This window comes from Rhizobium sp. NZLR8 (genome assembly GCF_019685025.1).
In the GTDB taxonomy this organism is placed as follows: domain Bacteria; phylum Pseudomonadota; class Alphaproteobacteria; order Rhizobiales; family Rhizobiaceae; genus Rhizobium.
Genome location: NZ_JABDVY010000011.1, coordinates 38,206 through 63,594, shown reverse-complemented (window position 1 = coordinate 63,594; position 25,389 = coordinate 38,206). Strand labels below are relative to the sequence as shown.

Genomic DNA, 25,389 nt, shown 5'->3' with positions numbered 1-25,389 from the left:
CGAGTAGGCTGCAAGCGCCGTGCGGATCTGGTCGGTGCCGGCGCTGACCGCCTCGGTGATCACGTCGCTCGCACTGTCGACCACATAGATGTCGTTGCCGGCACCGCCGATCAGCGTGTCGTTGCCGGCGCCACCGTCAAGCGTGTCATTGCCGGCGCCGCCGGTGATCGTGTTGGCAAGGCTGTTTCCAGTCCCAGCAAAAGCACCGGTGCCGATGAAGGTCAGGTTCTCGACATTGGCAATATTGGTCAAGGCATAGGAAGAAAGCACCGTCCTGATCAGATCGATCCCTTCATTCAGCCCTTCGGTGACCACGTCGGAAACATCGACAATATAGGTGTCGTTGCCCGCTCCGCCGATCAGTATGTCTGCTCCGGCCTTTCCGTCCAGGGTGTCGGCACCTGCCGCGCCCTTGATGGTGTTGGCGAGGCTATTGCCTGTTCCGGTAAAAGTTCCCGTGCCGACAAAGCTCAGGTTCTCGACATTGCTGCCAAGGGTATAGCTTGCGAGTGTCGTGCGAACAGTATCGGTTCCCGCGCCGGTGTTCTCGGCGACGCTGTCGCCGGCATTGTCGACGATGTAGATGTCGTCGCCCACCCCGCCGGTCAAGCTGTCCGCACCTGCCCCGCCATCCAGCGTGTCATTGCCGGCGCCGCCGGTGATCTTGTTGGCCAGCGCATTGCCGGTGCCGGTGAAGCTGGCGGATCCCGTGTAGGTCAGGTTCTCGACATTGGCCAATGCGGCGATCGAGTAGGCTGCAAGCGCCGTGCGGATCTCATCGGTGCCGGCGCTGACCGCCTCGGTGATCACGTCGCTCGCACTGTCGACCACATAGATGTCGTTGCCGGCACCGCCGATCAGCGTGTCGTTGCCGGCGCCACCGTCAAGCGTGTCATTGCCGGCGCCGCCGGTGATCGTGTTGGCAAGGCTGTTTCCAGTCCCAGCAAAAGCACCGGTGCCGATGAAGGTCAGGTTCTCGACATTGGCAATATTGGTCAAGGCATAGGAAGAAAGCACCGTCCTGATCAGATCGATCCCTTCATTCAGCCCTTCGGTGACCACGTCGGAAACATCGACAATATAGGTGTCGTTGCCCGCTCCGCCGATCAGTATGTCTGCTCCGGCCTTTCCGTCCAGGGTGTCGGCACCTGCCGCGCCCTTGATGGTGTTGGCGAGGCTATTGCCTGTTCCGGTAAAAGTTCCCGTGCCGACAAAGCTCAGGTTCTCGACATTGCTGCCAAGGGTATAGCTTGCGAGTGTCGTGCGAACAGTATCGGTTCCCGCGCCGGTGTTCTCGGCGACGCTGTCGCCGGCATTGTCGACGATGTAGATGTCGTCGCCCACCCCGCCGGTCAAGCTGTCCGCACCTGCCCCGCCATCCAGCGTGTCATTGCCGGCGCCGCCGGTGATCTTGTTGGCCAGCGCATTGCCGGTGCCGGTGAAGCTGGTGGATCCCGTGTAGGTCAGGTTCTCGACATTGGCCAATGCGGCGATGGAGTAGGCTGCAAGCGCCGTCTGGACCGTGTCCGTCCCCTTGTTCGCACTCTCGATCACAACATCGAAGCTATCGCCGACCAAATAGATGTCGTTGCCGGCACCGCCGATCAGTGTGTCATTGCCGGCGCCGCCGTCCAGCAAATCGTTGCCGGCGCCGCCGGCGATCGTGTTGGCGAGGCCGTTTCCAGTCCCGCTAAAATCGCCGGTGCCGATGAAGGTCAGGTTTTCGACATTGGCAATATTCGTCAAGGCATAGGAAGAAAGCGCCGTCCTGATCAGATCGGTCCCTTCATTCAGCCCTTCGGTGACCACGTCGGAAGCATCGACAATATAGGTGTCGTTGCCTGTTCCGCCGATCAATGTGTCCTTGCCGGAACCGCCGGTAAGGGAATCATTTCCGGCATTGCCCCAGAGCGTATTGTCCGCCTCGTTGCCGATAATCGTATCGTTGCCGGAGCCGGCCTGAACGTTCTCAATCAACGACGCGACATTGTCGTGATAAAGAAGGGCGTTGAAAATGTTGCCGCGGGCATAGCCATTGTTCGGACCACCCCCGAGATAAGACAACTGGCCCTGTGAAAAAACCGAGTACCCCCCTGCTCGCAAGTCGATTTTAAGGCCGATCGTATAGGCACTCAGATCATAGGTGTCGGTACCGCCGCCGTCCCAGATTGTTGCGAAGATCCTGTTGGCAGCGGGCGTGATGGCTGCAACGCCGTTGACATAGGTGATGCCTTGGTTCGGATTCCACTTATAGACGGTGTCGCCACTGTTCGTTGTGTAGTCCGCACCATACATTTCCTGTAGGGCGGCGATGTCGAGCATCATGAAGCTTTGTGGCGCGCCATCATGCTCATACTTGGCCCCACTCTCATCGTCTCCGATGAATGTGTGGTAGGTCATGATCGTATATTCGAGCGAGTCGTAGGCGCTCGGAACAACTATCCCATCTTCGTGAGCATGTTTCAGTCCGAGAGCGTGACCCAGCTCATGCGCCAGGGTATGACCTGCATAGTTGCCGAACCTCGGAAAGCGAAGATCATCTTCGGTGCCAGCATATCCCGTCCCGAACCAGATATCACCACCCGGCGCCCCGGCAATTGGTAAATAGGCCCATGCCGTGTCAGGCAGAGACGATTGCGCGAACCGCACCGTTGCGGTATTGGCGCTTCCGGCCTCAAAGTTGGCGTTCGTGAATCCCTCGACGGAGAAGCCGTCATTTGCCGCACTCCCGTAAGACTGCTCCATAAAGTACAAGGCGAGAGATTGCTGCTGCGACGAAATTGAAGAGAAAGAATGGTATTTCTCGTCGCCATAGGTATAAGATGTCGACGTTGTGGGAAACGCGTAGGTTATTGTTCCGTCCCAGGCAAAGTCGCCCAAGAGCCCGTCTACCTTCTGATCTCCAGTCGAGCTGACGTACGTCTTCCCAGTCGTAAGGTCCGTCATAAAATCCTCGTTTGCCTATTCCACCGGCAGCAGCTATTGCCGATTTCCCTCTGCCCCATCTGAGGGGAAATTTCAACTAAAAGCTTCATTTCTATTCAGGAAGATTCGACGGAGTCGCTAGCGCTCATGAAGCGCTTCCTCCGCGACCTCGACCAAAGGCGAAAAGACGTATTCCAGAATCCTGCGCTCTCCCGTTCGAACCTCCGCAATTGCTGCCATGCCCGCACTTAACTTGACGTTACGGCCATCTGCTGAAATCTGGTCGACCTCCAGACTCAAGGTGACCGGAAAAACCAGGTTCTGCATCCTTTCGGCGCCGCCGAATGGCGTCTGCGCCTGTCTTGTCGCAGGATCGCCTTCACGGCGTGCGGCATCGGGTTCCGGGATTGCATCTGCCGCAATTTTGGTGACATGAGCCGCGATCGTTCCATAGCGGGTAAAGGGAAAAGCTTCGAGCTTTACGACAGCTTCTTGCCCGACCTTTATGAAGCCGATGTCCTTGTTCAAAGCGTAAACTTCGAGCTCCAGCGTACTGCCCTCGGGCACAACGCGCATAACGTCCTGCCCGACCGTCACCACTTGACCCACGCTGGTAATCGAGGACGCTTGGACCGTGCCGTCTATTGGACTGCGCAATGTCATCTGCTCACGAAAATTTCTCGCTTTCGCCACCCGCTGCTCCAGCTCTTCGACCCGACGTTCCGCATCGCCGAGTCGCACGAGTTGATCGCTCAGGAACGTCCGTGTGACCTTGTCCTTTTCCCTGGTAAAGACCTCGATGCCCGCTGCGGCATCTGCGAGCTGGCCCTCCTGCATGGCGAGCTGCGTCGCCTGCTCTTTCAAGGTTTGCGTCGCATCGATCACGCTCGCCATCGTGCCGGCCTCTTTCGAAGCCAGCATATTGCGCATCGTCACTCGCTCTTTCAGGGTTTCGACCAGAGAGTTCTGAGCCGCGACCGTCACCGTCAGGCGGTCGCGCTCCACCTCCTTCTGGTGCTTCTGAGCATCAAGCGAGGCAACTGCAGCTTGGTGCTGTTCAAGGTCGCCCCGGAGGATGCCCTCTTCACGACGACGCAATTCATCGGGCACATCTGCGTCCCATGAGATCGTTGGTAAGAGCTGGTCCGTCTTCCGCGAACGAACATAGTCCACTGCAGTTCTTCGGCGCCGGACCTCGGCCCTCACCGACGCTAGGCCCTTTGCCGCATCCGTCTCATCGGCAATGGCATCTGTCGGATCAAGTTCAAGGAGGATATCGCCGCTTTCGACGTGCGCGCCATTTGCTGGCGGAAGCGCCTTCACCTTCCCGGTCAGCAAGGGCTGAACAACCTTGACCCGGCCGGTCGGCTGAATCTTGCCTTGCGCGGCTGCGATAATATCGATGTGGCCGACATAGGACCAGATTAAAGCCGTTGTGACGAAGGCGCAGATGACCAAGATCAGCGCCAGCCGCACCGGCGAGGCTGGGGTTTCCAGGATTTCGATCGCCGGCGCCAGAAACTCGTGATCGGATCGCTTTAGCGGGCGCGGCGGAAGGCCGGCATATCGAACAGCTTGAGCAGACTCGCTTTTCATGCGACGCCCCTGTCATTCTGCAAAGCCCATAGCCGCGCATAGAGCCCATCGGGGCGCTTAAGCAGCGCGTCATGGCTGCCAACTTCCGCTATGCGGCCGTCAGCCATGCCGATGATCCGATTGCAGGGCCGCACAGCTGCAAGCCGATGGGCGATGATAATAACCGTTCGGCCGGCGGCGATCTGGTGCATATTGGTCTGCACAACGCGTTCGCTTTCATAGTCGAGAGCGCTGGTCGCCTCATCAAAAATCAAGATCCGGGGGCTGGTGGCAAGGGCGCGGGCAATGGCGATCCTCTGGCGTTGGCCGCCGGAGAGGTTGGCGCCGCGCTCTTCGATCATCGTGTCGTAGCCTTGCGGCAATCGCAAAATGAATTCTTCCGCCCCAGCGAGCTTGGCAACGGCAATAACCTGCGCACGATTCATCGCCGGGTTTGAGAAAGCGATATTGTCGTGAATCGTGCGGTTGAACAGCAGGTTCTCTTGAAGAACGACTCCTATATGGCTTCGAAGCCAAGCGGGATCGAGTTGTGATAGATCCATCCCATCAAGAAGAACCTGCCCCTCTTCTGGGATATAAAGACGCTGAACCAGCTTGGCGAGGGTAGACTTTCCGGAGCCCGATGCGCCGACAATACCGATGACCTCTCCGGGTCTGATTTCTAGCGATACGCTTTTCAAGACCTCCGGAGAGCCGGGCCGGTAACGGAAGGTGACATTTCGAAGTTCAATATTCCCGCTCGGGGCAGGTAACGACAAACGTGAGCTTGGCTGACGTTCCATCGGCGTGTTCAGAATGTCACCGAGCCGGTCGACCGAGATCTGCACCTGCTGGAAATCCTGCCAGAGTTGGGACAGCCTTAAAACCGGTTGGGTCACCTGCCCGGCAATCATGTTGAAGGCGACAAGTGAGCCAACGGAAAGCTCCCCGTCGATAACGGCCTTGGCACCGAAAAGAAGAAGGGCAGCCGTGGAAAGCTTGCTCACATATTGAATGGCGTTTTGTCCGCCAATGCTAAGCAGTGTCGTATCGAAAGCCGTTCGCACGTAAGCTGCGAGCTTCTCCTCCCACTGCGCCTGCATCACCGGCTCCACCGCGGCGGATTTAACCGTGTGAACGCCGACGATCGCTTCGACCAGGAACTGCTGACTGGCCGCCCCTCGATTGAACTTCTCTTTGACGAATTCGCGCAACGGCCGTCGAACCACAAATCCAATCAGGATGTAGATCGGGATGGCGGCAATGACAATCAGCGTCAAGCTCCAGGAATAAGCGAAAAGAACTGCGATGAACACAAAGGTGAAAATGACATCGAGAGCCGAAAACAGGCCCTGCCCTGTCAGAAATGCGCGGATCGTTTCAAGTTCTCGCACGCGGGCGACAGTCTGGCCGGCGGATCGCGTCTCGAAGTACCCCAGCGGCAGCCGTAGAAGATGGTGGAACAATCGTTGGCCGAGCTCGACATCGATCCGGTTGGTCGTATGAGCCAACGCGTAGGCTCTCAGGTATTGGAGCATAACATCGAAGAAGCCAATGATCGCGATACCGGCAACGAGCACGAACAGAGTCGAATAAGCTTTGTGCGTCAGGACCTTGTCGACCACCACTTGAAAGAACAAGGGTGTGATAAGCGCGAAGATCTGCACAAACAGCGAGGCAAGCAATACGTGAGCAAGTGGCTTTCGATAGCGCCAGATTGATGGCAGAAACCATTTGAAGCCGAATTCTCGCGGGTCGGATCCTTCACCTCTTATACGCCGTCCCACGAGAATAACACGCGCGTCGATTTCTTCTAATATATCTGAAGGCGTGACTTCCCGATCGACGCGCGTTATCGGATCGACAAGTCTGTACTTGCCGGATGGATTCAACCCGCCGAGCACTTGAAAGGAGCCGCTGCGCACCTTGACTATGGCGGGGACGGGCATGACACGAAGGCGTTGCTCCGTGACGTTCTCCACAACACGCGCCTTCAGGCCGATGATTTTGGCTGCTCGCTGAATATCGGCGGCCTGGGAGGTCCGTCCTTTCAACGCCAAGTCGTGCTGCAGCTGGGCCGGGTCGGCGGCAATTCGATAGAACCCAGCAATGCCGCACAGCGCACGAAGACCGGAGTCCAGATGCTGCGAAAGGATGCCATCCATGCGCGGGAACTTTCCCCCTCAAGTTGCGGATTGTCGCAATTGCCGAACTCGTTCCGGCTGTTTGCCGACATGTAGCTCACGCAGAAGTTTGGCACCATCGGGATTTTTGTACTCGGTGTATTTTCGAAGTAGTGTGACTAATAAGTAGCAAATCCATGCTCCCGTGAGCGATGCATCGATCGTGAAGACGACACGGCTCGAAGCTGATTCAACATTCACAGCGAAGAGATGGATGATGTCGCCTAGCCTTCAAGCGGGTGAGGTCGTGGTCATGGACAACCTACCGACCCACAAGGCAGCAGGGATGCGAGATGCCATCGAGCGTGTAGGCGCCTACCCGATGGTCCTGCCGCCAGATAGCCCTTACTTTAATACCATCGAGAACACATTCCCGACTTTGGAAACCATGATGCGAGCGCGGCCGAACAAAAGAGCGATGCTCTGTCATAACGCAGGGCATTGCCCTTCATCGCACCGAGAATACTCTTGCGTTCGTTTGTCCCGCGTGTCGGCGAAAGCACGGTAACTGCTCTGCCGCGCTTGGTGATCACGATGGATCCATTGTCGCTCTGCATTTGATCGATAAGGTTCAGGGACCTTGCCTCGAACTCGGCTGCGCCAACCGTCTTGGCATGACCACATCTCCTCAACACTTGTAGGAATATCGGGCCATCTCTTCATCGTATAAGGGCAAGAAAAAGGCGGGGTAATGCCCCGCCTTTCAATCTTGAAATTCGCCTTGTTAGTGGCTGTCCTTGCCGACAGCGTTTCCGCGACATCCCTTGAGAAAGTCGAGGTCGGCGCCGGTATCGGCCCCTTCCACATGCTGCTGATGCAGGAAGGCATAGCCTGATGTGGGCAGATCATGGTTCGGCTGCCATTCGGCCAGCCGCCGCGCCAATTCCTCGTCGGAAATGTCGAGATGCAGACGACGGTTCGGCACATCGAGCTCGATCATGTCACCGTTTTGCACGACCGCGAGCGGCCCGCCGACCGCCGCTTCCGGCGAGGTGTGCAGCACCACGGTACCATAGGCCGTTCCGGACATGCGGGCGTCGGAAATGCGCACCATGTCGAGGATGCCCTTCTTCAGCACCTTGGGCGGCAGCCCCATGTTGCCGACCTCGGCCATGCCTGGATAGCCCTTCGGCCCACAGTTCTTCATGACCATGATGCAGGTCTCGTCGATGTCGAGGTTGTCGTCGTTGATCTTCGCCTTGTAATCGTCGATATCCTCGAACACCACCGCCCTGCCGCGATGCACTAACAGATGCGGCGAAGCGGCCGAAGGCTTCAACACGGCGCCCTTCGGTGCCAGATTGCCGCGCAGCACAACGATGCCGCCCGAAGAGGTCAGCGCCTTCTCAGCCGGCAGGATGACGTCCTCGTTCCAGTTGACGACGTCCTTGACCTCGTCCCAGACGGTTTCGCCGGAGACCGTCAGCGCATCCTTGTGCAGCAGGCCCGCCTCGCCGAGCCGCTTCAGCACCACCGGCAGGCCGCCGGCATAGAAGAACTCTTCCATCAGGTACTTGCCCGACGGCATCAGGTTGACGATGGTCGGGACGTCGCGGCCGCAGCGGTCCCAGTCGTCGAGCGAAAGATCGATGCCGACACGGCCGGCAATGGCGAGCAAGTGGATGACGGCGTTGGTCGATCCGCCGATCGCCGCATTGGTGCGGATGGCATTCTCGAAAGCCTCTTTCGTCATGATCTCGGAAGGCTTCAGGTCGTCCTTGACCATCTGCACGATCCGACGGCCGGTCAGCTGCGCCATGACCTTGCGGCGGGAATCGACACCCGGGATCGCGGCATTTCCGGACAGCGCCATGCCGAGCGCCTCAGCCATGGAAGCCATGGTGGAGGCGGTGCCCATCGTGTTGCAAGTGCCCGACGAACGGCTCATCGAGGCTTCCGCCTCAAGGAATTCAGCCTGCGTCATCTCGCCGGCCTTCACCATTTCGGAAAATTTCCACAGATGCGTGCCGGAGCCGACGCGTTCACCGCGGAAATAGCCGTTCAGCATCGGCCCGCCGGTGACGACGATCGACGGCAGGTCGCAGGACGCAGCCCCCATGATAAGCGACGGTGTGGTCTTGTCGCAGCCGACCAGCAACACGCAGCCATCCATCGGCTGACCGCGGATTGCCTCCTCCACCGCCAGCGCGGCAAGGTTGCGGTACATCATCGCGGTCGGGCGGAAGGTATTTTCGGATGCCGAGAACACCGGCACCTCGAGCGGGAAGCCGCCGGCCTCCCAGACGCCCGCCTTCACCTTCTCGGCGAGCTCTCTCAGATGGCCGTTGCACGGTGTCATATCCGACCATGTGTTGAGGATGCCGATCACCGGCCGGCCGTCGAACAGGTCGTGCGGGTAACCCTGGTTCTTAAGCCAGCCGCGGTGGTAAATCACGTCGCGGCTCGTGCCGCCGTACCATTCCTGCGACCTCAGCCTGCGCGGCCATTCGGCTTTCTTCTTCATTGTCTCTGTCCTTCAGGTGATTGCCGGGCCGCCTCGTACGGCCCGGATCATCGCGCTTTGTTTTAAGCCAGCGTGTAGGCGGTTTTGACGGTTGTGTAGAATTCGCTCGCGTACTTGCCCTGCTCACGCGGGCCATAGGACGAGCCCTTGCGGCCGCCGAACGGCACATGGAAATCGACACCCGCCGTCGGCAGGTTGACCATCACCATGCCGGCCTCGGCATTGCGCTTGAAGTGCGTCGCATGTTTCAGGCTGGTCGTGGCGATGCCGGCCGAAAGGCCGAACGGCGTGTCGTTCGATGTTGCCAGGGCCTCATCGTAATCCTTGACCCGGATCACCGAGACCACAGGTCCGAAGATCTCTTCGCGCGAAATGCGCATCTGGTTGGTCGCTTCGGTAAACAGCGTCGGCTGCAGGTAGAAGCCGGGCGTGTCGCGGGAAACCACTTCACCGCCGAAGGCGAGTTTGGCGCCTTCCTTCTTGCCGATCTCGATATAGTCGGTATCGGTCTTCAGCTGCCGCTCATCGACGACTGGGCCGATATGAGTGCCTGCCTTCAGCGCATTGTCGACGACCAGCGTCTTCAGCTTGTCGGTCAAAGCAGCAACGAACTTGTCGTGGATGCCTTCGGTGACGATCAGGCGCGAGGATGCCGTGCAGCGCTGGCCTGTGGAGAAGAAGCCGGAATTGGCGGCGGCCTCGACGGCGACGGAAAGATCGGCATCATCGAGCACGACCATCGGGTTCTTGCCGCCCATCTCCAGCTGGAACTTGCGGTTATGCTCGATGGAAGCGGCGGCCACGCGGCGGCCGGTGCCGGTGGAACCGGTGAAGGTGATGCCGTGAACGTCCGGGCTTTCGAGCATGGCCTGGCCGACGACCGAGCCCTTGCCCATGACCAGGTTCAAGACGCCCTTCGGCAGGCCGGCGCGATTGAGAATGTCGACGATCGCCCAGGAACAGGCGGGCACCAGTTCGGCCGGCTTGAAGACGACAGTGTTGCCGTAGCAGAGTGCCGGCGCGATCTTCCAGGCGGGAATGGCGATCGGGAAGTTCCACGGCGTGATGATGCCGATGACCCCGAGCGCCTCGCGGGTGATCTCGACACCGATGTTCGGGCGCACCGACGGGATGACCTCGCCGGCCAGCCGCAGGGCTTCGCCTGCGAAGAATTCGAAGATCTGCGAAGCGCGGATGACTTCGCCGGTGGCTTCCGGCAGCGTCTTGCCTTCCTCGCGGGCAAGCAGCGCGCCCAGCTCGTCCTTGCGCGCCATGATCTCGTCGCCGGCCTTCTTCAGGATGACGTGGCGTTCCCAGATGCCGGAGCGCGACCAAGCCGGGAAAGCGGCCTTGGCGGCGGCGATGGCGTTCTTGGTGTCTTCGGCGCTGCCGTCGGCATAAAGGCCGACGACTTCGTTGGTATCCGACGGGTTGATGTTCTTCGTCGCGTTCGAGCCGACCCATTCGCCGGCGATCAGGTTTTGATAAATGGTCATGGGCTTAACAAGCCTCCTTTACCGTCTATGAGAAATCAGAGTTGCTTGACGGCGATCTCTTCTTCGGCGGCCACCTTCAGCGGATTGCGCAGCGGCAGACCGAATTCGGCGACTTCGATTTCGAAGACATCGCCCTCTTCCGCCTTGATGCCGTCGGCAAAAGACAGCGTCGCCGTGCCGAACATATGGACATGGACATCGCCCGGTGCACGGAAGAGGCCGTATTTGAAGTGGTGATATTCCAGATTGGCGAAGGTGTGCGACATGTTCGCTTCACCCGACAGGAAGGGCTTTTCGAAGATCACCTTGTCGCCGCGCTTGATGCGCGAGGTGCCGCGAATATCGTCGGGTGCGGGCCCGATGCGGATTTCCGGACCATAGGCGGCCGGGCGCAGTTTGGAGTGGGCCAGATAGAGATAGTTGATCCGTTCGGTGACGTGGTCCGAAAACTCGTTCGACAGGGCAAAGCCGATGCGGAACGGCGAGCCGTCGGTGGCGATGACGTAAATGCCAGCCATTTCAGGCTCTTCACCACCGTCGAGCGCGAAGGACGGCGAGATCAGCGGCGCGCCGGGGGCAGCAGCGCCGTAGCCGTTGCCCTTATAGAACCATTCCGGCTGCACGCCCTTTTCGCCGGATTTCGGCTTGCCATTCTCGAGGCCCATCTTGAACATCTTCATCGAGTCGGTCAGCGTTTCCTCGGCCGCCTCGGTGGTCTTCTTGTGCATGGAATCGCGGGTGGCCGCCGATCCGAGATGCGTTAGGCCGGTGCCGGTCAGATGCAGATGGGCGGCGTCGGGATGGGTGATCGGCGGCAGGAAGCGGCCGTCCACATAGGCCTTTTCAAGATCGACGGCATCGCCGTAACCATGGGCCTCGATAACCGCGGCAAGCGACTTGCCGCCGTCGGCGGCTTCCATCGCCAGCGCATAGACGCTGCCGGCATTGTTGACGGACTTGGCTGCGCCGCCCTGCTCGCGCACGGCGACGACGATCTCTCCGTTGGCGCCCTTGATCTGGGAAATAAGCACGACTTCGATCCTTCTCGTTCCGGCGAAGACTAAGAAAAGCTCCGCCTGTCCGGCTCCATCAGGAGCCGGAATCCATCTTTCTTATGACTGCGAATGCCTGGGCTGCGCTCTGGCGCTCAGCCCTTGTTCTTGTTGTAGACGTCGAAGAACACGGCAGCGAGAAGCACCGCGCCCTTGACCATCTGCTGCGAGTCGGTGCCGAGGCCGTGGATCGACATGCCATTGTTCATGATGCCCATGATCAAGGCGCCGATGACCGCACCGGTCACCTTGCCGACGCCGCCCTGGGCCGATGCACCGCCGATGAAGCAGGCGGCGATCACGTCCAGCTCAAGGCCGAAGCCGCCCTTGGCCGTCGCCGAATTGAGGCGCAGCGCGACGATCAGCCCGGCGAGGCCGGCAAGCAGGCCCATGTTGGCGAAGGTCAGGAAGGTCAGCCGCTCGGTGTTGATACCGGAAAGCTTGGTCGCCTTCTCATTGCCGCCCATGGCGTAGATGCGGCGGCCGATCGTCGTGCGACGGGTAATGAAGGCGTAGGCGACAACCAGCGCGAGCATGATGACCAACACGTTCGGGAAGCCGCGATAGATCGACAACTGCCAGCCGAGCCCGAGAATGGCAAGACTGACGAGGGCGTTCTGGGCGAGGAAGAAGCCCAAAGGTTCGACGTCATTGCCGTGCTTCTCGTTCGACAGCCGCTTGCGCCACGCCAGATAGAACAGCGCGACGGCGCCGACGACGGTCAGAATGATCGAGGTCGAATTGATGCCGCCCAGTGCGACAAGGTTCGGCAGGAAGCCGATGCTGATCAACTGGAACTCCGGCGGGAAAGGACCGATGCTGGTGCCGGTCCCCGAAGCCGTCATTACGAACAGCGTCAGGCCGCGGAAGACCAGCATGCCGGCGAGCGTGACGATGAAGGCCGGGATCTTGTGATAAGCGACGAAATAGCCCTGGATGCCGCCGACAAGCGCGCCCATGGCAAGACAGACGATCGCCGCGACGACATAGTTGACGTGCCATTGCACCGTCATCACGCCGGCGATGGCGCCGATGAAACCGACGACGGAGCCGACCGAAAGATCGATATGGCCGGCGACGATGATGAGCAGCATGCCGAGCGCCATGATGACGATGAACGAGTTCTGCAGAATGATGTTGGTCAGGTTGAGCGGCCTGAAGAGAACGCCGCCGGTCGAAATCTGGAAGAACACCATGATCGCGATCAGCGCGATGAACATGCCGTATTCCCGGATGTTGCCGCGAACGTAGTCTCCGATCGAGACGACACGCCCTTGCTCAGCGATGGGTTGGTTGATCGGCGTCATTGTTTCTTCTCTCCTGAGCGCATGATGGCGCGCATGATGGTTTCCTGGCTCGCTTCTCCCTTCGGCAGTTCCGCAACGATACGCCCTTCATTCATGACGTAGATGCGGTCGCAGGTGCCAAGAAGTTCCGGCATTTCCGACGAGATCATCAGAACGGCTTTGCCGTCAGCCGCGAGCTGATTGATGATAGTATAGATTTCGTATTTTGCACCCACATCGATGCCGCGCGTCGGCTCGTCAAGGATCAAAACATCGGGATTGGAGAACAGCCACTTCGACAGCACCACCTTCTGCTGGTTGCCGCCGGACAGATTGACCGCTTCCTGGAAGATGCTGGAAGAGCGGATGCGCAACTTCGAGCGATAGTCGGACGCGACCTTGGATTCCTTGACGCTGTCGATGACCGACGCATTCGACACGGCCTTCAGATTGACCAGCGTCGTGTTGTGCAGGATCGTGTCGTTGAGCACGAGGCCGAGCTGTTTGCGGTCTTCGGTGACATAGGCAAGACCTGCGTCGATCGCCTTGCGCACGGTGCTGACGTCGACCGGCTTGCCGTGCATCAGCACGTCGCCCGAAACTTTGTGCCCATAGGCCTTGCCGAACAGGCTCATGGCGAATTCGGTGCGCCCTGCACCCATCAGACCGGCGATACCGACGACTTCGCCCTTGCGGACGGTGACGTTGATATCGTGCAGGACCTGACGGTCGCGGTGCTGCTGATGATAGCAATTCCAGTTCTTCACTTCGAGGATGGTTTCGCCGATCGGCACCGAACGCGGGGGATAGCGATCCTCGAGATCGCGGCCGACCATGTTGCGGATGATGATGTCTTCGCTGATTTCGTCCGCGTGACAGTCGAGAGTCTTGACGGTCATGCCGTCGCGGAGCACGGTGATCTGGTCGGCGACCTTGCGGATTTCGTTCAGCTTGTGGGAAATGATGATCGACGTGATGCCCTGATTGCGGAATTCCATCAGCAGCGTGAGCAGCGCGTCGGAATCGCTTTCGTTGAGCGAGGCGGTGGGTTCGTCGAGGATGAGCAGCTTGACGCTCTTCGACAGCGCCTTGGCGATCTCGACGAGCTGCTGCTTGCCGACGCCGATGTCGGTGACCAGCGTGTTCGGAGATTCCGAGAGGCCTACCTTCTTGAGCAGCTGCTTGGTGCGGTTGAACGTCTCGTCCCAGCTAATGACGCCGCTCTTGGCATTCTCGTTGCCGAGGAAGATGTTCTCGCCGATCGACAGCAACGGCACGAGCGCCAGTTCCTGGTGGATGATGACGATGCCGATTTCTTCGGAATTCTTCAGGACCTTGAAGTTGCGCGTCTCGCCTTCATAGACGATGTCGCCTTCATAGCTTCCTGTCGGATAGACGCCTGATAGAACTTTCATCAGGGTCGATTTGCCGGCCCCGTTTTCGCCTACCAACGCGTGAATTTCACCCTTGCGAACCTTGAGGTTCACATTCTCCAGCGCCTTGACGCCTGGGAACGTCTTGGTGATGCTCCGCATTTCGAGGATGGTATTGTCCATAGTCAAAGTTCCAGCGTCTTGAGCCGCCAAGCGGTTTGGCGATCATAAAATCGAAGACCGGAACCCGCAAGCGCGGGCTCCGGTCTCCTGCTTAACTGATTACTTCAGCTTGTCTTCAGAGTAGTAACCGCTGTCGACGAGGATCTGCTTGTAGTTGGTCTTGTCGACGGCAACCGGCTTCAGCAGATAGGACGGAACGACCTTGACGCCGTTGTCGTAGGTCTTCGTGTCGTTGACCTCAGGCTCCTTGCCGGACATGACGGCATCGACCATGGCAACAGTGACCTTGGCGAGTTCGCGGGTGTCCTTGAAGATCGTCGAATGCTGTTCGCCAGCGATGATCGACTTGACCGACGGGATTTCAGCGTCCTGACCGGTGACGATCGGCAGCGGCTGGGCAGCCGTACCATAACCAACGCCCTTCAGCGAGGAGATGATACCGATCGACAGACCGTCGTAAGGCGACAGAACGGCGTCGACCTTGGCGTCGGTGTAGTTAGCCGAGAGCAGGTTGTCCATGCGGGCCTGGGCCGTTGCCGGATCCCAACGCAGCGTGCCGACCTTATCCATGCCGGTCTGGCCGGACTTCACGACGAGCTTGCCGCTGTCGATGTAAGGCTGCAGGACGGACATTGCGCCATCATAGAAGAAGAAGGCGTTGTTATCATCCGGCGAACCGCCGAACAGTTCGATGTTGAACGGGCCCTTGCCATCCTTGAGGCCGAGGCCGTCAACGATGGAGCCAGCCTGCAGAACGCCGACCTGGAAGTTGTCGAAGGTCGCGTAGTAGTCGACGTTGCCCGAATCGCGGATCAGGCGGTCATAAGCGATGACCTTGATGCCGGCGTCATGAGCCTTCTGGAGAACGTCGGAAAGCGTCGTGCCATCGATCGAAGCAATGACGAGAACCTTGGCACCCTTGGTGACCATGTTTTCGATCTGCGAAAGCTGGTTCGGAATATCGTCGTCGCCATACTGCAGGTCGGTCTGGTAGCCGGCAGCCTGGAGCTGCTTGACGATGTTGTTGCCGTCGTCGATCCAGCGAGCCGAAGCCTTGGTCGGCATGGCAATGCCGACGGTGCCCTTGTCGGCAGCCATTGCCGGTGCAACGAACGAAGCGACGCCGAAGGCAGCCGCAGCCATCAATGAGATAATGGACTTCATTTCTCTCTCCCTTTGTTAATAAGCAGCGGACGAAAAATCGCCCGCCCCGAAACTGTGGCAGGTTCCGTATTGGATAGATACTTCAGATGGTGAGAAACGAAGTAGGTCTCCTCCACGATCTCACACGTGTTGAGTGCCAACCAGCACACGGCGGCAAACTGGTATGGATTCCTATAACTGTCAAATAGAATAAGTGGTAACGTGCATAACAATTTTGGTATATCGTTAAAAAGTATTACTTTTGATGGAGCGCAGCGAGGAGGCTGCAACCATGACGATTATTTCAGAGCCCATTTTGATGGATCACGTCGATATCCACAGCGATAGTTTCGGCGATGACAACCTTTTACGTGCAGGACTTAAGCTGAATCACCTGCGCATGATCGTCGCAATCGAAGATAGCGGACAGATTTCCGCAGCTGCGGAAGTCTTAAACATCTCGCAGCCCGCCGCATCGCGCATGTTGTCCGAAATGGAATCAATCATCAAGACGCCGCTCTATGAGCGCGTCGCCCGCGGCGTGGTGCTGACGACCTTTGGCGCAGCCCTTGCCAGACGGGCGCGAAAGATCCTCTTGGAGCTGCGCGAGGCAAGCCGCGAGATCGGCGAATTGAAGAGCGGCAAGGGCGGCCCAGTGTTCATCGGCGCGGTGACGGCGCCGGCCATGAGCCTCGTCGTGCCAGCGATCAACAGGGTGCGCAAGGCCTATCCCGGCATCGAGATCAATATCCAGGTGGAGACCAGCAACGTGCTGGCCCGCGAGCTGCTCGCCGCCCGCCACGACTTCATCATCAGCCGCATTCCCGACGATCTCAATCCGCGCCTTTTCGAGGTGACCGAGATCGGCATCGAGCGGGCCTGCCTGATCGTGCGCAACCGCCATCCGCTGCTGAAAAAGAAAAAGACCAGCAGCCTTTCCGACATCAGGGATTACGACTGGGTGTTCCAGCCGCCGGGCACGCTGCTGCGCCGGACGATTGAGGACATTTTCCTGTCGCGCGGCGTGGCGCTGCCGGAAAATATCGTCAACACCTCTTCGCTGCTTTTGACCTGCGCCATCGTCTGCGGAACCGACGCGATCGCTCCTGTTGCCACCGACGTCGCCCAGTTCCTGGCGAGCCAAAGCGCCAAGGCCTCGGACGTGCGCATGCTGCCAATCGACTTCGATATCAACGTCAAACCCTATAGCCTGATCACGGCGAGGGAACGGGCGCTGCCGCCGAGCGCAAGGCTGCTCTACGACATCATCCTCGAGGAGAGCCTGAAGCAGGCGGGCTGACGCGGCCCGCAAGCCCTGCGCCATCTTGCCCGCCTTTAATGGGTGCTGGAGCAATTCCAGCAAAAGTGGACGGCGGTTTTTGCGTCCGGAATTGCGTTTGAAAAGATAGAGCACTTCCGTGTTTCGTAGAAAAACGGAGGGCACTTAAGGAAGGCGGATGCTGTTCGGACAATCATTATTTCAATCAGTCCTCGAGCGGCTGAAGGCGGAGGACGAGACGGATGAAGACGCTGAGGCGCCCGCTGCCCATCGCGTGGCCGGCCTCGGCACCGGGCTTGCCTTCGATGTCATGGAGGGTGTCTCGGTCGCCTCGCAGCGCGTCGGCCAGGCCTATTTCGACAATCTGGAACACGAAGCGGCCGCTGAGATCGTGGACAAACCAACGCCTTTGCCGGAACCTGAGCCCGTCATGCCGGATCATCTGACTCGGACAACACCGCAGGAGGTTGCCGCCGAGCTGGCGATCTCGGCTGCCGACACGCCGCTGACGCTCAGCGAGAAGCGCCGCGCCTTCGCCCGCGCCAATCACCCCGACGGCGTCGCCCTGCCCTTTCGCGACAATGCGACGAAGCGGATGATGCTCGCCAATCTGCTGATCGACGAGGCGCTGCGGCGATTGCGCTGATTACTCGGCCTTACCGTCCTTCGAAGGATTTTCGGTGGATATCTCCGCCGGCTCCTCCTCTTCACCAACGTCAGGCTCCGCGGTCGTCTCGGCGACCTCTGGCTGCGGCTTGAAGGTCCAGAATAGCATATAGAAGGAATAGGCGCCGGCCGCAGCCGAGAGCACCGCCCAAAAGGGATCACCGCCGACAATCTCGAACGCCGCCCAGCCGAAGCAGACGGCAACGATGGCAACACGCACCCAAAGGCGCCGGTATGCCGGATGGTTCGGATCAATCAGTTGCATCTCTACCCCGCGGTCGCATATGTCACACTGCGCTTAGCATGTGTCGCACTGCTCTTTGCATGTGTCACACTGCCGGTGGCATGTGTGGCGCTTGTCTTTAGTTTGAATCTTGCAAATGTGAAAGAGCCGCGGGCTTGACGCCGCGCACAGATAATGGAATGAAAATTCCAGATTTTTGGCAATTCGGTTTGTTTGTTCCGAATTCAAGGGAGGTTGCTATGACAGTGAGATTTGGTCTTCTCGGCGCCGGCCGCATCGGCAAGGTTCATGCGAAAGCCGTCAGCGGCGACGCCAATGCAAAGCTCGTCGCCGTCGCCGACGCCTTTCCGCAGGCGGCCGACGCCATTGCTTCGGCCTATGGCTGCGAGGTCCGCACCATCGAGGCGATCGAGGCCGCCAAGGATATCGACGCCGTCGTCATCTGCACGCCGACCGACACCCATGCCGACCTGATCGAGCGCTTCGCCCGCGCCGGCAAGGCGATCTTCTGCGAAAAGCCGATCGATCTCGACGTTGCCCGCGTCAAGGCCTGCATGAAGGTGGTGGAAGAGACCGGCGCCAAGCTGATGGTCGGCTTCAACCGCCGCTTCGATCCGCATTTCATGGCCGTGCGCAAGGTCATCGACGAGGGCAAGATCGGCGATGTCGAGATGGTGACGATCACCTCACGCGACCCCGGCGCCCCGCCGGTGGATTATATCAAGCGCTCGGGCGGCATCTTCCGCGACATGACCATCCACGATTTCGACATGGCCCGCTTCCTGCTCGGCGAAGAGCCGGTCTCGGTGCTGGCGACCGCCGCCGTGCTGGTCGACAAGGCGATCGGCGAGGCCGGCGACTATGACAGCGTCTCGGTGATCCTGCAGACGAAATCCGGCAAGCAGGCGATCATCTCCAATTCCCGCCGCGCCACCTATGGCTACGACCAGCGCATCGAAGTGCATGGCGCAAAGGGCATGGCCGCGGCCGAAAACCAGCGCCCGGTCTCGATCGAAGTCGCAAACGGCGACGGCTACACCCGCCCGCCGCTGCATGATTTCTTCATGACCCGCTACACCGAAGCCTACGCCAACGAAATCGCCGCCTTCATCGCCGCGATCCAAAAGGGCACGAAGATCTCGCCCTCGGGCGCCGATGGTTTGGCAGCACTAGCGCTTGCCGATGCGGCGGTGCAGTCGGTGAAGGAAAGCAAGCTGGTCAAGGTTGGGTGACGGCTCGCTTTCGATCGGGTGATATGTGTGGGATGGCCGGGTGTTTGCCCGGCCGTTTTGCGTTTGGGGGTAAATGCGCCTAGACCGGCCTGTCATCCCGACTGCCACAACGCACCGGGATCGAGCCGCGACCTCTCCCTCCCTCATTCCTGTGCTCGTCACAGGAATTCATTCACCGCGCGTCTGCGCGGTGAATGAACCCATCGGCCTTGAAGAGCGTCTCCCGCGCCCAAAGACTTGGGCGCACTGGATTCCTGTGACAAGCACAGGAATGAGGGAACAAGAGGAAATGCGACCCTGCCCATCCTCGCCGGAGGCTGCGGCATGGGTCCTCGGCTCAAGGCCGAGGATGACGGAGAGTGGGAGGACGCGACTGGCAGGAGGCGAGATGCTGAGGCAATTCAGCAGCGTGCGGGTGCGGTGAGGTTGGGTGGGGTGACCTCCGCAGCAGAACAGCGATGGATGGCCAGATACGAATGCAGCGGCGCTCCTGCCAGTCCGCGCCTCCTGCCGTTCCCTCTCCTCAACCTCCGTCATTCCAATCCACGGCCGCAGCCGAAGCGCCAGCAGGATCTCTCACTAATCTCCACCCTGTCCCCCCGAAATTACAATATCCTGGTCGATCACCGACAGTGCCCGGTTGAGATGGCCTTCGAAGACGAGGATCTGCTCATCGGCGACCACCCGGATTTCCGGCATGCCCTCCATGCGCACGATATGCGACTGGCCGAGACCCTCTTCGATCCCCTGGCGCAGAAGGTCGTAATAGCGCGTACCGGGGCCGGTGATGGCGATGGGCATGCGCTCGGTCAGGCTAAGCATGCGCGACAGGCCGTTGCCGAGCGCTAGGCCCGCCTGGCGGAAGGCGAAGGCGGGGATGCGGTGGCCTTGGCGGGCCTTGGCGGCGATTTTGTCGAGTTCGGCGACGGGCACGAATTTTGCGGGAATGGTATCGAGCGGCACTTCGAAGGCGCCGCGCAGGATGGCGTAGAAGCCGGCATAGGCCTCGATGCAGCCGCGTGTGCCGCAACGGCAGAGGCCGCCACCCGCCATGTGCAGCATGTGCCCGAAATTGGGCGCCGAGATCTCCTGTGTCTGGTTGCCGCGCCGGACGATGCCGAGCCCGACGCTGTGGCCGAGCGAGAGGGCGGCGAGCGAGCGGAAATCGGCGCCCTTGACGATCTCCTCGCGCGCGCCGAGGGCGGCGGCGACCAGCAGCGTCTCGTTGTCGAGGATCACCTTGGCCTGCCATTCCGGCCGTAGCGCTGATTCGAAATCGATCTGCTCGCTGCCGAAGATCGGCGACCAGACGAGCACCGGCTCTGTGGAATTGACCAGCCCCTTGCTGCTGATCGAGATCAACAGCACTTTTTCCTGTGTGATCCTCGAACGATCGAGAATTCGCAACAGCCCGGCGCGCACCGCCTGAACGAAGCGGGCCGCGCCCGAGGGATCATGCGAGCGTTCCTCGCTGAAACGATCGATCAGCTTGCCCGCATAATCGACAAGCGAATATTGCACCGCATCCGATGAGATGATGACGACGATGAGATAGCCGCAATCGCGCCGCTGGCGCAAAAGCACGCGCGGCCGGCCGCGGCCGCTGGCTGCCTGCTGCTCGGATTTTTCGATAATCTGGGCGCGTTCCAGATCGGCGGTGATCGCCGAGATGGTGGCCGAGGAAAGTCCGGTGGAATCGGCTATTTCTGTATGGGCGAGCGCGCCGTGGCGACGCAGCACGGACAGCACGAGCACGCTGTTTCTCTGCCGGACCAGCTCCGTGCTCGACTTGGTCAGCATGAATGCCGCCCTCTCCCCCTGCTAGTTCCGCCCGCGATTCTCACTGCATCTCCGGCCGCCGTTCCGCAAGGGAAATTAAGCCGGCAGTGCAGTGTTGACAGTTGAAAAAATCTCTGACACTAAATTTCTCGACTGTCGAGAAAATAATCCGAATTTTTCTGGACAGCTTTTCGCGGTGGCCGGAGGAAGCATGGGCTGGGCCGGTCGCAACTCACTCGGGAGGATATTATGAAGTCTATTTTGAAGCTGATGGCCGGGGCGGCCATTCTCGTTTCCGTGCATACCGTTGCCATGGCTGCCGATCTCGTCGTCGGCGTTTCCTGGTCGAATTTCCAGGAAGAGCGCTGGAAGACCGACGAAGCCGCGATCAAGAAGGCTCTCGAAGCCAAGGGCGCCAAGTACATTTCCGCTGACGCGCAGTCCTCAGCCGCAAAGCAGCTGACTGACGTCGAATCGCTGATCTCGCAGGGCGCCAACGCGCTGATCATTCTCGCCCAGGATTCCGACGCCATCGGCCCGGCGATCGAAAAGGCCGCTGCTGAAGGCATCCCGGTTGTCGGCTATGACCGTCTGATCGAAAACCCGGCTGCCTTCTACATCACCTTCGACAACAAGGAAGTCGGCCGCCTGCAGGCCCAGGGCGTCTTCAAGGCCAAGCCGGAAGGCAATTACGTCTTCATCAAGGGCTCGTCTTCCGACCCGAATGCTGACTTCCTGTTCTCGGGCCAGCAGGAAGTGCTGAAGGCCGCGATCGACGCCGGCAAGATCAAGAATGTCGGCGAAGCCTATACCGACGGCTGGCTGCCTGAGAATGCTCAGCGCAACATGGAGCAGTTCCTGACCGCCAACAACAACAAGGTTGACGCCGTTGTTGCTTCGAACGACGGCACCGCCGGCGGCGCGATCGCAGCTCTCGACGCCCAGGGCCTTGCCGGCTCCGTTCCGGTTTCCGGCCAGGACGGCGACAAGGCAGCGCTGAACCGCATCGCTCTCGGCACGCAAACGGTTTCCGTCTGGAAGGACAGCCGCGAACTCGGCACCCGCGCTGCCGAAATCGCTCTCGACCTCGCCGGCGGCAAGGACATGAGCAAGATCGACGGCGCCCAGACCTTCAAGGGCGGCCCGAAGGGCGTCGAAATGCAGTCTGTCTTCCTGAAGCCGCAGGCAATCACCAAGGAAAACCTCAACGTCGTCATCGACGCCGGCTGGATTTCCAAGGCTGAAGCCTGCCAGGGCGTCAAGGCCGGCGCTGTCGCTGCCTGCAAGTAAGCACGCTTCGAACGAAATGCCGGCGCCGCAGCGGAGACACCGTTGCGGCGCCGGATGCGGATGAGAACTCCAAGGATGCAGTTCCTCCGCCCGCCGCACCATCGCGGACTTGCATTCCCTGCCGGAAGGGTGTCGCGACGCCACGCCACGGTTTCCGGAAGCATCGCGATGGTCAGTTGAAGAACAGACGAATGACGCCGCCAACGGTTTTGGGCACGCCGGCGCACCGTCCAAACATAATGGGGGAACGGCAAACCCATGGCCGAAATGGTAAAATCAACGACATCGAGCGGACCGCGAGCGGCGGAAGCCAGTCCGGTGACCCGCTTCTTCCGGGCGACCGAGATCGACACGCGCCTGCTCGGTATGATCGGCGCGCTTGTTATCATCTGGATCGGTTTCCACATCATCACCGGCGGCCTGTTCCTGACCCCGCGCAATCTCTGGAACCTCTCGGTCCAAACGACCGACATCGCCGTCATGACCACCGGCATGGTGCTGATCATCGTCACCCGCAACATCGATCTTTCGGTCGGTTCCGTGCTCGGCCTCTGCGGCATGATCATGGGCGTGACGCAGGCGAAGATCCTGCCGGAATATATCGGCTTCGACAGCCCCTTCACCTGGGCGATCACGCTGCTGGTCGGCATTGCGGCAGGCTGCCTGATCGGCGCCTTCCAGGGCATCATCATCGCCTTCCTGAACGTGCCCTCCTTCATCGTCACGCTCGGCGGCCTGCTCGTCTGGCGCGGTGCGACCTGGCTTGTGACCAGCGGCCAGACGGTTGCGCCGATGGACCAGACCTTCCGCATCATGGGCGGCGGCGCAGAGGGCTCGATCGGCGCCACCTGGAGCTGGATCGTCGGCATCGCCGCCTGCCTCTTCGTCGTGGCCAGCATTATCGGCTCGCGCCGGCAGCGCCGCCGCTTCGGCTTTCCGCGCCGGCCGATATGGGCTGAATATTTCCTCGCCACCCTCAGCTGCGTGCTGATCCTCGGCGCCGTCTCTATCGCCAACAGCTATTACTGGCCGATCAACATCGCCAAGAAATATGCCGAGACCAACAATATTCCCTGGCCCGAAACCGGCCTGGATATTCCCTACGGCATCGCCGTGCCGGTGCTGATCGCCATCGTCGTCGGCATCATCATGACCTTCATCGCCACACGGCTGCGCTTCGGCCGCTATGTCTTTGCGATCGGCGGCAACCCCGAGGCGGCGGAGCTCGCCGGCATCAAGACCCGCTGGGTGACCGTGCGCATCTTCGCGCTGATGGGCATTTTGGCGGCAATCGCAGCCGCGATTTCCACCGCCCGCCTCAACGCCGCAACCAACTCGCAGGGCACGCTCGACGAGCTTTACACCATCGCCGCCGCCGTGATCGGCGGGACGTCGCTGGCGGGCGGCACCGGCACGATTGCCGGCGCCATGCTCGGCGCGCTCGTCATGCAATCGCTGCAATCCGGCATGGTTCTCGCGCATGTCGACACACCGCTGCAGAGCGTCGTCGTCGGCACCGTCCTCGTCGTGGCGGTCTGGCTCGACACCGTCTATCGCTCCCGTGCCAAGTGAGAGGAGCCCTAAACATGGCTGATCAACGCACTCCCCTCGTGGAACTGAAAAACATCTCGATCTCCTTCGGCGGCATCCATGCCGTGGACAATGCCTCGGTCGATCTCTACCCCGGCGAAGTCGTGGCCCTTCTCGGCCACAACGGCGCCGGCAAATCGACGCTGATCAAGATCCTCTCCGGCGCCTACAAGCGCGACAGCGGCGATATCCTGATCAACGGCGAGCCGGCCGATATCCGCAATCCGCGCGATGCCAAGAAATACGGCATCGAGACGATCTACCAGACGCTTGCCGTCGCCGACAATGTCGACGCCGCTGCCAACCTCTATCTCGGCCGCGAGCTGAAAACCCGCTGGGGCACACTCGACGACGTGGCGATGGAAGCCTCGGCGCGCGAGGTGATGGGGCGGCTCAACCCCAACTTCAAGCGCTTCAAGGAGCCGGTGAAGGCGCTTTCGGGCGGCCAGCGGCAATCGGTGGCGATCGCCCGCGCCATCCTCTTCAACGCCCGCATCCTGATCATGGACGAGCCGACGGCGGCGCTCGGCCCCCAGGAGACGGCGCAGGTGGGCGAGCTGATCAAGCAGCTGAAGAAGGAAGGCATCGGCATCTTCCTCATCAGCCACGACATCCACGATGTCTTCGACCTCGCCGACCGTGTCTCGGTGATGAAGAACGGCCAGCTCGTCGGCCACGCTCGCACCGAGGATGTGACCAAGGACGAAGTGCTGGGGATGATCATCCTCGGCAAGGTGCCGCCGAAGGCCATCCCCGGCCCCGGCGCCATGCAGATCTGAGCGCCGCTAAAGCGCGTCGCGTCAAATTTGATTGATGCGACGCGCTTTAGCCTTTTGTTTTGATGCATGTCGCCCGGAACCGCTGCACACTTCAGGGCGACATGCATGAAGCGCCCTGCCCCCGACAACCCCGCTCCGCCGCCCGCAAGGCCGGCGGAGTTTTTTGTTCGATCCCGAGGCTGACGAATAAAAATACCCTGCAAACCGCAAGCACCGGTATTTCTGAGAATTTCCCGATTGAAGCCGGCCGCAAGCTAGGCTAAGAACCACCCATCGGACAGGCGATTCAAACCGCCTTCGGCATGCACCCGTAGCTCAGCTGGATAGAGTGTTGGATTCCGATTCCAAAGGTCACAGGTTCGAATCCTGTCGGGTGCGCCATTTTTCTCAGAGACTTATGGAAAATTGGCCCAGCGGCGGATAGCGGCAGGAAGCAACCTTGGCGGGAGGTGACCTGCCACTGAAATTTCATCCAGCTGCGACCAGAGCCTCGGCGGGTGTGAATCGCGCCCAAACATCGGCCCGCAAGCGCGAATCCTTCATTCTACACTGCATCGGAGCCAGTTGCGGCGATGCTCCCGGCATAACTTGCCTGATCCTGTATCCGAGCGATGAGGCGGGCAGAATGCTTGACGTCGCTCGCCCTTCCAGTAAATGGCACTTTGATCGTGATCGGCGCCGAAGAATAGATGCTCATTCAGCACTACACTCGGAAATTGCTCCGGGATAAAATCCGTCGTCGTCGACTTATACATAACCTGCAAGCCTGTTCAACCAGAGCCTTGGCACCCTTTATCGTTGCGAATCAGGAACGACTATGCGCAATTCCAGTTGCAGAAAATTCAGAAAA

At 60.0% G+C, this 25,389-nt stretch carries 18 protein-coding genes and 1 tRNA gene; 8 read left to right on the top strand and 11 right to left on the bottom strand.

Going from position 1 to position 25,389, the window contains the following annotated elements; genetic code table 11:
* The 3 genes from HJB89_RS33360 to HJB89_RS22390 all read right to left on the bottom strand — a co-directional run.
* The coding region (locus HJB89_RS33360) for a M10 family metallopeptidase C-terminal domain-containing protein (RefSeq protein ID WP_259672098.1) at positions 1–2,946 on the bottom strand (2,946 nt) is incomplete at its 3' end.
* A 117-nt stretch (positions 2,947–3,063) separates the two neighbouring features.
* Entirely contained in the window at positions 3,064–4,521 is a 1,458-nt protein-coding gene (locus tag HJB89_RS22395) for an HlyD family type I secretion periplasmic adaptor subunit (RefSeq protein WP_221117686.1), read from the bottom strand.
* Positions 4,518–6,665: a type I secretion system permease/ATPase gene (locus HJB89_RS22390; protein WP_221150538.1), complete on the bottom strand. Its 2,148-nt coding sequence runs from the start codon at positions 6,663–6,665 to the stop codon at positions 4,518–4,520. The genes HJB89_RS22395 and HJB89_RS22390 overlap by 4 nt, the downstream gene beginning before the upstream one ends.
* Positions 6,666–6,897: 232 nt before the next feature.
* Between HJB89_RS22390 and HJB89_RS33835 the strand changes: the two genes are divergently transcribed.
* Entirely contained in the window at positions 6,898–7,191 is a 294-nt protein-coding gene (locus HJB89_RS33835) for a transposase (protein ID WP_409201831.1), read from the top strand.
* Between the two features lie 216 nt (positions 7,192–7,407).
* On the opposite strand, the gene araD is transcribed toward HJB89_RS33835, so the two are convergent.
* The 6 genes from araD to chvE all read right to left on the bottom strand — a co-directional run bounded on the left by araD (position 7,408) and on the right by chvE (position 15,701).
* A complete protein-coding gene (gene araD, locus HJB89_RS22380; RefSeq protein ID WP_221150536.1) occupies positions 7,408–9,147 on the bottom strand; it encodes an L-arabinonate dehydratase in 1,740 nt (579 codons plus the stop codon).
* A 62-nt stretch (positions 9,148–9,209) separates the two neighbouring features.
* A complete protein-coding gene (locus HJB89_RS22375; RefSeq protein WP_207581401.1) occupies positions 9,210–10,643 on the bottom strand; it encodes an aldehyde dehydrogenase family protein in 1,434 nt (477 codons plus the stop codon).
* A 35-nt stretch (positions 10,644–10,678) separates the two neighbouring features.
* Positions 10,679–11,674, bottom strand: coding sequence for an AraD1 family protein (gene araD1, locus HJB89_RS22370; protein ID WP_207581402.1), 996 nt, complete (start codon positions 11,672–11,674; stop codon positions 10,679–10,681).
* Positions 11,675–11,790: 116 nt separating this feature from the next.
* A complete protein-coding gene (gene mmsB, locus HJB89_RS22365; protein WP_207581403.1) occupies positions 11,791–13,002 on the bottom strand; it encodes a multiple monosaccharide ABC transporter permease in 1,212 nt (403 codons plus the stop codon).
* Entirely contained in the window at positions 12,999–14,537 is a 1,539-nt protein-coding gene (mmsA, locus tag HJB89_RS22360; RefSeq protein WP_207581404.1) for a multiple monosaccharide ABC transporter ATP-binding protein, read from the bottom strand. Before mmsA ends, mmsB begins: the two co-directional genes overlap by 4 nt.
* A 99-nt stretch (positions 14,538–14,636) precedes the next feature.
* Positions 14,637–15,701 carry a multiple monosaccharide ABC transporter substrate-binding protein gene (gene chvE / locus HJB89_RS22355; protein WP_164015215.1) on the bottom strand — a complete coding sequence of 355 codons (1,065 nt, stop codon included), beginning with the start codon at positions 15,699–15,701 and terminating at the stop codon, positions 14,637–14,639.
* A gap of 271 nt (positions 15,702–15,972) precedes the next feature.
* On the opposite strand from chvE, the gene HJB89_RS22350 reads away from it, so the two are divergent.
* Both HJB89_RS22350 and HJB89_RS22345 read left to right on the top strand, forming a co-directional pair.
* The gene (locus HJB89_RS22350) at positions 15,973–16,980 is read left to right on the top strand and encodes a LysR family transcriptional regulator (RefSeq protein WP_207581405.1); all 1,008 of its coding nucleotides are present in this window, start codon (positions 15,973–15,975) and stop codon (positions 16,978–16,980) included.
* Between the two features lie 157 nt (positions 16,981–17,137).
* Positions 17,138–17,605, top strand: a complete 468-nt coding sequence (locus HJB89_RS22345) for a hypothetical protein (protein ID WP_221150535.1) — start codon at positions 17,138–17,140, stop codon at positions 17,603–17,605.
* On the opposite strand, the gene HJB89_RS22340 is transcribed toward HJB89_RS22345, so the two are convergent.
* Positions 17,606–17,890, bottom strand: a complete 285-nt coding sequence (locus tag HJB89_RS22340) for a hypothetical protein (protein WP_221132465.1) — start codon at positions 17,888–17,890, stop codon at positions 17,606–17,608. It abuts the gene before it with no gap.
* A gap of 218 nt (positions 17,891–18,108) precedes the next feature.
* On the opposite strand from HJB89_RS22340, the gene iolG reads away from it, so the two are divergent.
* On the top strand, positions 18,109–19,101 hold the full coding sequence (gene iolG, locus HJB89_RS22335) for an inositol 2-dehydrogenase (protein WP_221150534.1): 993 nt from the start codon (positions 18,109–18,111) through the stop codon (positions 19,099–19,101).
* A gap of 579 nt (positions 19,102–19,680) precedes the next feature.
* Here iolG and HJB89_RS22330 read toward each other — a convergent pair.
* Positions 19,681–20,901: an ROK family protein gene (locus HJB89_RS22330; RefSeq protein ID WP_207581409.1), complete on the bottom strand. Its 1,221-nt coding sequence runs from the start codon at positions 20,899–20,901 to the stop codon at positions 19,681–19,683.
* Positions 20,902–21,129: 228 nt separating this feature from the next.
* Between HJB89_RS22330 and xylF the strand changes: the two genes are divergently transcribed.
* The 4 genes from xylF to HJB89_RS22310 all read left to right on the top strand — a co-directional run bounded on the left by xylF (position 21,130) and on the right by HJB89_RS22310 (position 24,920).
* Positions 21,130–22,170: a D-xylose ABC transporter substrate-binding protein gene (gene xylF / locus HJB89_RS22325; RefSeq protein ID WP_221150533.1), complete on the top strand. Its 1,041-nt coding sequence runs from the start codon at positions 21,130–21,132 to the stop codon at positions 22,168–22,170.
* Between the two features lie 258 nt (positions 22,171–22,428).
* Entirely contained in the window at positions 22,429–23,742 is a 1,314-nt protein-coding gene (locus HJB89_RS22320) for a sugar ABC transporter permease (RefSeq protein ID WP_221150532.1), read from the top strand.
* Positions 23,743–23,756: 14 nt separating this feature from the next.
* On the top strand, positions 23,757–24,539 hold the full coding sequence (locus tag HJB89_RS22315; protein WP_007630865.1) for an ATP-binding cassette domain-containing protein: 783 nt from the start codon (positions 23,757–23,759) through the stop codon (positions 24,537–24,539).
* Positions 24,540–24,843: 304 nt separating this feature from the next.
* A tRNA-Arg gene (locus HJB89_RS22310) sits at positions 24,844–24,920 on the top strand.
* Positions 24,921–25,389: the final 469 nt, after the last annotated feature.